This window comes from Bradyrhizobium sp. CCBAU 65884, assembly GCF_028128835.1.
Classification (GTDB): domain Bacteria; phylum Pseudomonadota; class Alphaproteobacteria; order Rhizobiales; family Xanthobacteraceae; genus Bradyrhizobium; species Bradyrhizobium ottawaense.
Genome location: NZ_LBJU01000004.1, coordinates 2987 through 13289, shown reverse-complemented (window position 1 = coordinate 13289; position 10303 = coordinate 2987). Strand labels below are relative to the sequence as shown.

Annotated in this window: 8 protein-coding genes and 5 pseudogenes; 5 read left to right on the top strand and 8 right to left on the bottom strand. The window is 59.7% G+C overall.

From position 1 onward, the window contains the following. Positions 1 to 131: 131 nt before the first annotated feature. A pseudogene (locus XI03_RS00165) lies at positions 132 to 383 on the top strand (transposase); the annotation flags it as partial. A 251-nt stretch (positions 384 to 634) separates the two neighbouring features. Here XI03_RS00165 and XI03_RS00160 read toward each other — a convergent pair. Then, positions 635 to 1687, bottom strand: coding sequence for an IS110 family transposase (locus XI03_RS00160; protein WP_271590969.1), 1053 nt, complete (start codon positions 1685 to 1687; stop codon positions 635 to 637). Positions 1688 to 1755: 68 nt separating this feature from the next. On the opposite strand from XI03_RS00160, the pseudogene XI03_RS00155 reads away from it, so the two are divergent. Next, positions 1756 to 2535 (top strand): annotated as a pseudogene (locus XI03_RS00155) (IS3 family transposase); the annotation flags it as partial. On the opposite strand, the gene XI03_RS00150 reads toward XI03_RS00155, so the two are convergent. From XI03_RS00150 to XI03_RS00140, 3 genes are all read right to left on the bottom strand, one after another. Then, a complete protein-coding gene (locus tag XI03_RS00150; protein WP_271590968.1) occupies positions 2535 to 3248 on the bottom strand; it encodes a recombinase in 714 nt (237 codons plus the stop codon). The pseudogene XI03_RS00155 and the gene XI03_RS00150 overlap by 1 nt on opposite strands. 168 nt (positions 3249 to 3416) lie before the next feature. Further along, entirely contained in the window at positions 3417 to 4604 is a 1188-nt protein-coding gene (locus tag XI03_RS00145; protein ID WP_271590967.1) for a recombinase family protein, read from the bottom strand. Next, the gene (locus XI03_RS00140) at positions 4594 to 4851 is read right to left on the bottom strand and encodes a hypothetical protein (RefSeq protein WP_271590966.1); all 258 of its coding nucleotides are present in this window, start codon (positions 4849 to 4851) and stop codon (positions 4594 to 4596) included. The genes XI03_RS00145 and XI03_RS00140 overlap by 11 nt, the downstream gene beginning before the upstream one ends. Before the next feature lie 342 nt (positions 4852 to 5193). Between XI03_RS00140 and XI03_RS00135 the strand changes: the two are divergent. Beyond that, positions 5194 to 5391, top strand: a pseudogene (locus XI03_RS00135) (IS3 family transposase); the annotation flags it as partial. Here XI03_RS00135 and XI03_RS00130 read toward each other — a convergent pair. The 4 genes and pseudogenes from XI03_RS00130 to XI03_RS00115 all read right to left on the bottom strand — a co-directional run bounded on the left by XI03_RS00130 (position 5378) and on the right by XI03_RS00115 (position 8201). Next, positions 5378 to 6401 (bottom strand): annotated as a pseudogene (locus XI03_RS00130) (IS110 family transposase). The pseudogenes XI03_RS00135 and XI03_RS00130 sit on opposite strands and share 14 nt — an antisense overlap. Positions 6402 to 6840: 439 nt before the next feature. Further along, positions 6841 to 7308, bottom strand: a complete 468-nt coding sequence (locus tag XI03_RS00125; protein ID WP_271590965.1) for a hypothetical protein — start codon at positions 7306 to 7308, stop codon at positions 6841 to 6843. A gap of 159 nt (positions 7309 to 7467) precedes the next feature. Then, entirely contained in the window at positions 7468 to 7770 is a 303-nt protein-coding gene (locus tag XI03_RS00120; protein WP_271590964.1) for a hypothetical protein, read from the bottom strand. A gap of 335 nt (positions 7771 to 8105) precedes the next feature. Next, positions 8106 to 8201, bottom strand: coding sequence for an IS4/Tn5 family transposase DNA-binding protein (locus XI03_RS00115; RefSeq protein ID WP_271590970.1), 96 nt, complete (start codon positions 8199 to 8201; stop codon positions 8106 to 8108). Between the two features lie 239 nt (positions 8202 to 8440). On the opposite strand from XI03_RS00115, the pseudogene XI03_RS00110 reads away from it, so the two are divergent. Both XI03_RS00110 and XI03_RS00105 read left to right on the top strand, forming a co-directional pair. Beyond that, positions 8441 to 9471, top strand: a pseudogene (locus XI03_RS00110) (IS110 family transposase). Positions 9472 to 9791: 320 nt separating this feature from the next. Next, positions 9792 to 10303 (top strand): IS110 family transposase (locus XI03_RS00105; protein WP_271590963.1); only part of this gene is annotated, 512 nt, incomplete at its 3' end.

The following is a 10303-nucleotide window of genomic DNA, read 5'->3' as shown; positions in this document are numbered from 1 at the left end:
ATCGCGGCCGGCTTCAGATCGGAACGGTGGCCGACAATTGATCGGAATGCCCGCCGGCTTCACGTCGGAATCCGCACCCATGGGTCTAATCCAGTTTGAAATTCGTTCTGGCCCACAACAAGGACCAGAGCATGAAGCGCAGCCGCTTTTCGGACGAGCAGATCATCGGGATTTTGAAGGAGCATGAGGCCGACGTTTCGGTCGCCGATCTGTGCCGCAAGCATGGCTTCAGCGATGCCAGCATCTACAAATGGAAGGCCAAGTTCGGTTGGCTGGAGATCTTGGAGGCCAAGCGGCTGAGGACGCTGGAGGACGAGAACACGCGGCTGAAGCGGCTGCTGGCCGACGCCATGCTGGACAACGCGGCCTTGAAGGACCTCTTGTGAAAGAATGTATGGTCCGCCCCGTCCGTGCAAGGGTTCGTAACAGCAAAAATGACGCTTCCAGTTGCATAAATGTATCCGGCCTCTCGCGAGTGGACTGCGGTTGCAGCCAGGCCATGATGAGATCCGCGCACGCCGTTCCCAATAAATGGTTCGGGCACGAAGCCCGCTTTTTTGCACAGGGCTTACGGCATGTTGATCCACTGTTTCGTCATCACTGTTCCCGAGCCTTGCAATCGAAGCCAGAAGCGTCAGGTGAAAGCAGGATCTCTGCGTTCGTAGAGAGCTCCAGGCTTGTTCAAGACCACCCAGACAATGCGGGCCATCTTGGCCGCTAAGGCGACAACGGCCTTGTTCGGATGCATCCGAGCCTGGAGCCCGTCGAGCCAATGTCCTAGGCGATCGCGCGTCCGGTCCAAATGGCGGAAGCAGGATCGCGCGCCATGCACTAAAAGTTTTCTCACATAACGGTTGCCGCGTTTGCTGACGCCAAGCGACGTCTGTTTTCCGCCGGTTGAGTATTGCCTAGGCACTAACCCCAGCCAGGCAGCAAGGTCGCGGGCCTTGCGAAACTGCTGCCCATCACCGATCGCGGCAAGTACAGCGGTCGCACCCAATGCGCCGATACCAGGGATTGTCATCAGCCGGCGTGTGACGTCCTCTCGCTCGGCGACCGCTTCGATCTCCTGTGTCACTTCGCGGATCCGTTCTTCGAGGCGGCGGAGATCAGCGAATAGATCGCCCACTAAGCGACGCATCATTGGTGACAAATCGTTTCCTTCGTCATTCAAAGCGCGCGGCAAGTCGAGTTTGAATATTCCGGCACCCTGACGCAAAGGTACGCCGTACTCGAGGCAGAAAGCCCGCATCTGATTGATCAGGCGTGTCCTCGAGCTGACCATCTGCTCACGGATTCGATGCAGCGCTTGAAGATCGACTTGGTCCTCCTCCTTCACGGCGACGAAGCGCATTGTCGGTCGCGTCGCGGCCTCAGCGATCGCCTCAGCGTCGATGATATCGCTCTTGTTTGATTTCACGTACGGCTTCACGAATTGCGCAGGGATCAGGCGCACCTTGTGACCTAGCGCCTTTATCTTCCGGGCGAGCCACTGTGAACCGGCGCAGGATTCCATGCCAACTATGCTTGGTTGTGCGCGAGCAAAAAACTGAAGAAGCGTCTCCCGTCGAAGGCGAACTTTCTGAACAGGTGTGCCGTCGCAGCTTAGGCCAACGACGTGGAACAGGTTCTTGCCAATGTCGATCCCATAGACAGCCGCAGGTCGCGGCCAATTGCGATGGGCCATTATACTCTCCTCTTTTGATCTGACCTTCCTATAATGAGGCAGGAGGACGGGGCGGACCATCCCATTAAATGGTAGGGCCCGCCGCCAAGCGCGCTGCTGTCGCGCATCTGCAGGCCGTCATGAGCCTGTCAGAACGGCGGGCCTGCTCGATCGTGGGTGCGGATCGGAAGATGATCCGCTATTGCTCCAGCCGCCCACCGGACGCAGTTCTGCGTGGCCGATTGCGCGATCTCGCCAACGAGCGGCGGCGTTTCGGCTATCGCCGCCTGTTCGTCCTGCTGCGGCGGGAGGGCGAGCCATCGGGGATCAACCGGATTTACCGGCTTTATCGCGAGGAAGGGCTCACCGTCCGCAAGCGGCGGGCTCGCCACAAGGCCGTCGGGACCCGGGCCCCGATCCTGGTCGAGGCCAGGCCCAATGCCCGCTGGTCGCTGGACTTCGTCCACGACCAGTTCGTCAATGGCCGACGCTTCCGCATCCTCAACATCGTCGACGACGTCACCAAGGAATGCCTGGGCGCCATTCCGGACACGTCGATCTCGGGGCGGCGCGTGGCCCGCGAACTCACGGCAATCATCGAGCGACGCCGCAAGCCAGGAATGATCGTGTCCGACCATGGCACCGAGTTCACCTGCAACGCCATGCTGGCTTGGTGCAAGGACGCAGCCATCGATTGGCACTTCATCGCACCGGGAAAGCCCATGCAGAATGGCTTCGTCGAGAGCTTCAACGGCCGGATGCGCGACGAGCTACTCAACGAGACTCTGTTCTTCGATCTCGACGACGCCCGCACCAAGATCACCAATTGGATCGCCGACTACAATCCTGCATCACAACACCCATCTGTCTATGTGGTTGAAGCAAAGAGATTTTGCTGATCGGGATGCGATCCCGTGGGGTATTTTGGATTTTGGCGCGCGCGTTCTGTGATTGTTTGTGCGGCTGATGCCGAGAGATCGGAACGGGCAAAGATCCAAGGGCCTTCGGACAAGGGATGGATGGCGGCGATCTCGCCGGCCTCCGCCGCCAGTCTGAGGGTTTTGGGCGCGATCTTGAGAAGCCGCGCGGCTTTGCTGAGATTGAGCCACGGCTCGATCCCGTCATCAGCAGGTTTGAACACTAGAATGCGGTGATGCGAGCGCAACGATGTGACGCGCTCACGCGTCCAGCGGTTGCCGTGACCAGTGACAAGGCCATTCCTATTGAGTGTGCCGGCGATGAGATCGTCATTGGCGATCAGCACCAACTGGCGGACAGCCGTGATCACATCGGCTGAGGCGCTATTGCGTTGGCCGCGCCCACGCTTGGGCAAGCGGATCTGGCTATGTACGCCGCCGATCCAGTGGACAATCAACACGATCTCGCCTGCCTCCTGATCGATGTCGGCCACCACCTCCTGGATGAGGGTGCGCACAATGCGCTTCTTCAGGCGCGCGTCTGTCGTTGGGGCGGCCCAGATGGTCTTGAGGTCCGTCGCGAGTGCGGCAAGCGCTGTCGGGGCGATGGCTGGCATCGGCATGGCTGCGCCATGCGTCGCGATCTTGCTTTCGACCTCTGCCACACGCGCGAGCGCCTTGTTCCAGCGAGCCTCCAGTTCGCCAGCAACCAGCCTGTTGGCGGGATCAGCAGCGTCGTACTGACGGAAGGCGCGATCGGCCGCATAGTGCGCCGCTTCAAGATCGCGCAGAAGTGCCTCGCGTACCTGATCGCGCCGTTGACCGGCTTGCCTCTAGGCGGCGACCGCGGCAGTGATAGCGCCGGGCCCCACCACGCCGAGAAGCGCTTCCTCGATGGAATCGTCGACGCGCAGGCCGCCGAAGGCGATGCAGCGCGGCTCGCCATTGTCCATCCAGGCACGGCTGCAGCTATAACGCGGGATGCCATGCTTTGCGCCGGTATATCGAAGCGTCAGCTTGCGCCCGCAGCGCCGGCACCGGATCATGCCGGCCAGCAGCGCATTGCCATGTTTGGCGGCGCCATGATGACGGCTGGTGGGGATGTTGTTGTTGACCATCGTCCTGATCGCCTCGGCCTTCTCCCAACTGACGTAGCCCTCATGGGCATTTGGCATCAGCGCCAGCCAGTCACTGCGTGCTTTGCGACGAATCTTCACGCTGGCACCGTTGGCTCCATAGCCTACCGCAACCGCAGTCCTACCATAGGCATAGGCGCCGCCGTAGATGGGGTTCTCAATCATCCGGTGGATGGCGGCGTAGTTCGGCCGCCGCCAGGCCACATCGCCATTGTTCTGCTTCACCGGAAGTTCGAGATTATGCTCGTGGAACCAGAGCAAGGCTTGACGAGCGCTGCCCAGTTCCTGAACCTTGTCGAAGACCAGGGTAATGGCGTCTTGCACGCGGCGGTCTGGATCCTTCTCGTAGCGGTCGCCGGCCTTCACAAAGCCTACCGGTGCCGCGACGACCAGTTCGCCGCGGCGCGCCTTCTCGTAGCGCGCCGAGAGCGAACGCTGGCGCAACAGGTCAAGCTCGTACTCGTTCAGGCTGCCTTTCAACCCGAGCAGCAGGCGGTCGTTGCCGTGGCGCGGCGCATAGACGGTCTCCTGATCGACCAGCACCGTGTCGACCACGCGGCACATCTCGATCAGTTGCTGCCAGTCGCGACTGTTGCGGGCAAAGCGGGAGACCTCACGCGCGCAGACGGCGCCAACCTTGCCGAGGCACACCTCCGCGACCATCCGCTCGAATCCAGCACGCTGAACGGAGCCCGCCGCCGAGCGGCCGAGATCGTCGTCGATCACCTCGATCTGCGACCAGCCAAGCGCCGTCAGCCGATCCCGCATGGCATATTGCAGCGCGCTGCTCTCCCTGTTGTGCAGCACCTGATGGGCCGACGACTGCCGCACATAGAGCAGTGCTTTGCGCTCCAGATGATGGGGCCGAATCTTGTCAGAGATCATGACCGTCCTCCGTCGTTACGGCCGTCTTGCTCTTGTCCGCGTGTTCCAGGATCAGCTGCGCCATCAGGTTGGTCAGCGTGCCTTGCACCTCTGCCGGCAGCTCCGGCCAAGCCGGTGCTCCGATGACACCGCTGGACTGGCCGCTTGCGAACAGGTCCATTTGCGGCGCCTGGCGCCGCTGATCCTGCCTGTGCCGACTCCGCTGCGCTGGCGGCCGGCGCGCCATTGTCGTGGTCTTGCCTGACATGGGCCTCTCCCCGATTCGGATCGCGAGAGGTCATGATTGCGCCAGAAAGCAAGGCGTTCGATGATGCGGTGCCCGCCTTCAACACATCCGACAGAAGGCCCGCTAGCACCGACAGCGCTGATGAATCGACATAAGGCGTGGTGGTGACGACCGAATCATCCGCGCAAGCCACGCGATCGAACATCCAGGCAGGAATCTCAAGCCACCGAGTCGCGTCGGAGCCGCTCAGCGTGCAGCGGAAAACAACATCATCCGACTTGGCGATCGCCTGGTGGACAAACACCGGCTGACCAAACCACGGATGCCACCGATACAAGAGCTCGCGAAAACCGGTCCCGTGGGTGTTATCAAGCTGGGTTGTACAACGATACGCGACCCCACTCGCAACTCGGATGGAAAACACCATCGGAGTTCGCCTTCACCTGCAACCCGCGACGGGATCTGGCGCTGCGCTACGCCGATGGCTCCGCACCAGCTCCCGTCGCTACCACCGCCCATTCGGGTAAATCCAACAGCCGGGGCGAACTCAGGACTGGATAAAACTTGGGGGCAAGGTCACGTCGACCCAGATGCAATGGAGAATCACGGCGATCTTCCGAGCAATGGCGACCTTCGCCTTCTTCGCGCCAATTCGCTTTGCGAGCTTCATTCCCCAAGCCTTAAGCGAGGACCATTTTTTCGTCCGATAAAGCAGAACGGTCGCCGCTTCGAACAGGTAGCTTCGGAGAAGCCGGTCGCCCCATCGCGATATCTTGCCAGTGATGTCAGTTTCGCCAGATTGGTTCCGGCGAGGGGTAAGGCCCAGATAGGCGCCGACCGTCGAAGCCGATCGGAAGCGCGAGGGGTCATCGATCGTGTGGCGGAACGTTACGGCCGTCACGACACCGACCCCCGGGACCGTCATCAGGCGACGCGTCGTCTCGTCCAGCTTTGCCAACCGGCGGACCTCGTTGTCGAATTTACCTTGTTGTTGAGAAACGTTCTCATGGATCGAGAGCAGCGGCGATCTCACGCTGAGAAGCAAATGATCGACGCCCAAGAGTTCGCTGACCTGGTTGCGGAACTGTTGGCCGATCGCGCGCGGGAATAGCAATCCACATTCCTTGATCAAGCTGCGAACCTGGTTCTCGATGTCTCGGCGCATGGACACTAGCCGAGATCTGGCGACAAGGATCGCTCGGATCTTCTGGCTTTCCGCACTTTTGACTTTGACCTCTCGATAACATCCAACCCGCACCAGTTCGGCAAGGCCTCGCGCATCATTCTGATCGCTCTTGTTCATTCGGACCGACAAGGCTGCGTGCGCATGCCGAGCGTCGATGCAGACCACCGGAAGCTCGACCCTGCGGAGTTCATGCCATAGCCAACTCGCCATCGCACCGGTCTGGAAGCCGATACGCTCGGCATGAGGCGCATGTTTGCTAAGCAGATCAGTCAAGGCACCAGGATTAGGCCTTGGCTTTTCCTTCGAAGATTACTTGTCCAGTCTCGTTGACAACGCACACAGCGGTTTCTCTCTGTGAGACGTCCACCCCGACGTACTGCTTCATAGGAGCTCCTTCGAATCATTTGATTGGGAGGGCTCAACGATAACGGAGGTTGTCTGCCACGAGCGCCGACCGCAATTACGTCATCGTCTTCAAATTTTGCCCCCCTAAGCTGGGGGATCGGCGTCCAAAATTACCGGCCACCACGGCCGGCCAACGACAACGGCCGAGATTTGTCGGCCTCACGTCGCAACATGAGCAAGGCGTCTAAATCGGCTGGTGCGGAGACCTGTTGCCATGAAGATGCCCCGATGGAGAGAAGCTAATTGTCCTAACGCTCACGGATATCTCGAAACGCCTGCAACGCAAACCTGAAATCGATCCCGACTTTGTGGCCCAGACCGTCTACGCCGATCAACTGTGGGGCTTGATTGGGAATTCAGCGGCATTCTCTTTCAGCGATCAGAGAAGCCCGGACTTGGTTAGCGCTTACTTTCCACGGCTATGAGCCTTGCGCCTCCTCTACCTCCAACAGGCACACGTGAAGCGTTATCGCGCGCATGTTGTCGTCCAAGAGGACGCGCACCCTTGTCCTAGTGGTGCCAAGACCAACGATGAGGCCGCGCCGCCCTTTCAACTTTGAACCAGTCCAGTGCGCGACTATCACACGAGACCCGACGGTCATTGCATCCTTGGCACGCGAGAACTGGATCGGGGCGATCGGTCGGTGGGCAATTGGTAATCTCGCCAGACAGGGCCTGCCGGCCTCCTCGCCCTCCAGATCCTCGGTCGTTCGCTTTGTGGATTTAAACCATTTCGGCGGCAGACCCAGCACGTACCCGCGCCGTCTAAGTTCCTGACAAGTTTTGTTTAGCGCTGCCGCGATGAATTTCTCTGGAGTTTGCTTTCCTACCAAATGCCAGAAGATCTCGTCCTGCTCGCGCGTCCAGCCTACGGAGGTTTCGCTCATCAGGAAATGATCAAGTCATTGAAGAATGGGTTGCTATGATGCTGGCGAACCGGGCAATCTAGGTGCGCCGGCATCGAGATGGAAGAGAGACCCGCGCCTTCTGCCTACAAAGCAAAACGGTCGAGTGTGGCCGCGTGAAACCAGGAGCCACATTCTGCGTCATTGGCGAATGAAGGCGCCGCCGATGCCGATAGTTTCGGCGTTGAAATTAACGAGCCCACCGAAGCTCTTGAGCCGTTTGAATTCCTGGTTTTCGGCGGTTAAGGACAAGGCGATATAGCCAGTGTCATCGTCAAGGCCAGTGAGAACCGCTACCGTAGTTGGGCCAGTGCTGTTCTTGAAGTGGTAGTGGCCGGTTGCAGGATAGTTATGGCCATTATAGCTGATCGAAGCAGAAGTAATTTGGCCGTTCGCATCGTTAGCCTGTGAAATTACCAGCTTCGCTCCGATGTTGTCGTTCACATACGTCCCCTGAAGTCTAGACATGATTCTGCTCCATTACGAGTGACGGTATCGCGCAATGAGTCTGCGAGGTGAGGCACTATCGCCAAGGGCGAACTGCGACGCACCTATCAGGATTGAGGGTTGCCTAGGCTATGAAGATGTTCCAGGCCTTGCTGTGGCGATATATATGCTTTTGGGGATGCGCTTAATCATCCCGATCAGATCCGGGCGCTCCCGTTAATAGGTGAATTCGGTCGTATCATGCAGGACAAGAACAGGCCCTTCCGCAGCCGCGATACATTTCCCGCGTCGATTTAAAATGACCAGACAGGATGTCGGCCTCGCTTACTCGTTCATTGGAAAGAAAAACGATAGGCCGCCTTGGTATTCGCCCGGTCTTGGCAAACCATCGGAATGCTCTGTCCGATGTCTCCACCAATCTGCTTCAGCAGGATACGAAATCTCTCGCCAAGTCGAGCGTCCTGGAATTCGCACAGCGCAGCTTCCGGTCAAACCAGGTCACCGCGTCAGACCTAACGGATGCGCCTTCTTATCCCGGGCGCGTGAGGTTACATTGCGTGCCGCACCCCCACGCTGTTGATGCTGTGGACGGCTCCTCCACGGGCACGAGAGTGCCAAGGAGTGGGTGCCGTTTTAAGGCTCCCACGATTCGGAGGAGCAGCAGCCTATGCAGTCAATTTCGACCATCGGTCTGGATATTGCGAAGTCGGTATTCCAAGTGCACGGCGTTGATGGATCGGGCCAAATGGTCCTGCGCCGTCAGTTGAAGCGCCGGCACGTCTTGGCCTTTTTCCAGAAACTGGCGCCATGCCTGGTGGGTATCGAGGCGTGTGCCTCATCGCACCATTGGTCGCGCGAGCTGCAGGCGTTGGGGCATACCGTGCGCTTGATGCCGCCGGCCTATGTGAAGCCCTACGTCAAGCGGCAGAAGAACGACAGCACCGACGCTGAGGCGATTTGCGAAGCGGTTGCCAGGCCAAACATGAGGTTCGTGCCAACCAAAACGGTCGAGCAACAGAGCTGTCTGATGCTTCATCGCGCGCGCCACCTCTTCATCCGGCAGCAGACTGCGGTCATCAACTCAATCCGCGCCTATCTTGCCGAGTTCGGGAGCGTCGCTCCCGTCGGACGCAGGGGTGTCGAGCAACTGCTGGAAGTCGTCGCCGACAACGCTGAAGACCGGCTTCCGGAGGTCGCCCGGATGTGCCTTGCTGCTCTTGACAGTCAACTGCGCGCCCTGAAGGCCCAGATCCTTGAGTTCGACCGGCGCATCATCGCTTGGCATCGATCAAGCGCGACGAGCAAGCGACTGGACGCGATCCCTGGCGTTGGGCCGGCGTTGGCAACAGCCCTGGTCGCCAGCGTTGCCGATCCTAAAGCCTTCCGATCCGGGCGAGACTTCTCGGCTTGGGTTGGTCTCGTGCCAAAGCAGAGCTCGAGCGGGGGCAAAGACAGGCTTGGCAGCATCACCAAGCAAGGCGATCGCTATTTGCGTAGCCTGTTCACGGCTGGCGCACTCGCAGTGATCCGCTACGCCAAGATTCACGGCCCCGATCATCGACCCTGGCTCACACGATTGTTGGCCCGGCGGCCCGCAAGGTCGCGGCCATCGCGTTAGCCAACATACTCGCCAGGATCGCTTGGGCGATGATGGCGAGGAACGAACGCTATCAGGAACCGGCCGCGCTGGCGGCCTGAACGAGATCGCGTCGGGCATATCCGGCGTGACGTAACGGTTGGGAGGGCGAACAGCACGTAATGCAGTGCCGGTCGATCCTGCGATCAGGACAACCCACATGGGCCATGGCATCTCGAATGCGTGCTGTTGACCGGGACCTGATCCGGGGAGGGCATTATGGCCAGCGGTCACGTGTACCGCGCGAAAAGGCCGGACACATGGCTGCTCCGACCAAACCCTGCAACGTGAAGTTTCTTCTTGCCAACCTGGAGCCAATGGTATGGACCCCGCCCTCGCCGCGGTGGAATCTCGAGCGTCAACTGCAGTGAAGGAGGATATCATGCAGGTCGTTCGGATAGGTCTAGATCTAGCGAAGTATGTCTTCGAAGTTCACGGCGTCGACAACCACGGGAAAGTCGTTGTGCGAAAGAGGTTGCGTCGCGATGCGGTGGCCGGCTTTTTCGCCAATTTACCGGCCTGCCTGGTCGGCATGGAGGCTTCCAACGGGGCACACTATTGGGCTCGCGTACTCACGGCGCTTGGCCATCAGGTCCGACTGATCAGCCCTGAGTTCGTGACACCCTACGTCAAGTCAAACAAGAACGACCAGAACGATGCGGAAGCCATCTGCGAAGCGGTCGGCCGTCCGTCCATGCGCTTCGTGCCACCGAAATCAACCGATCAGCTGGCGGTACAGGCTGTCCACCGCATTCGCCGACGCTTGGTCGCCGACCGGGTCAGGCTCGCTAACCAGATTCGCGGTCTTCTGTCCGAGCATGGCATTGTCATTGCCCGTGACATCGCGCAGTTGCGGCGGGGCCTCGCTGTCATCGTAGGGAACATCAACGACGG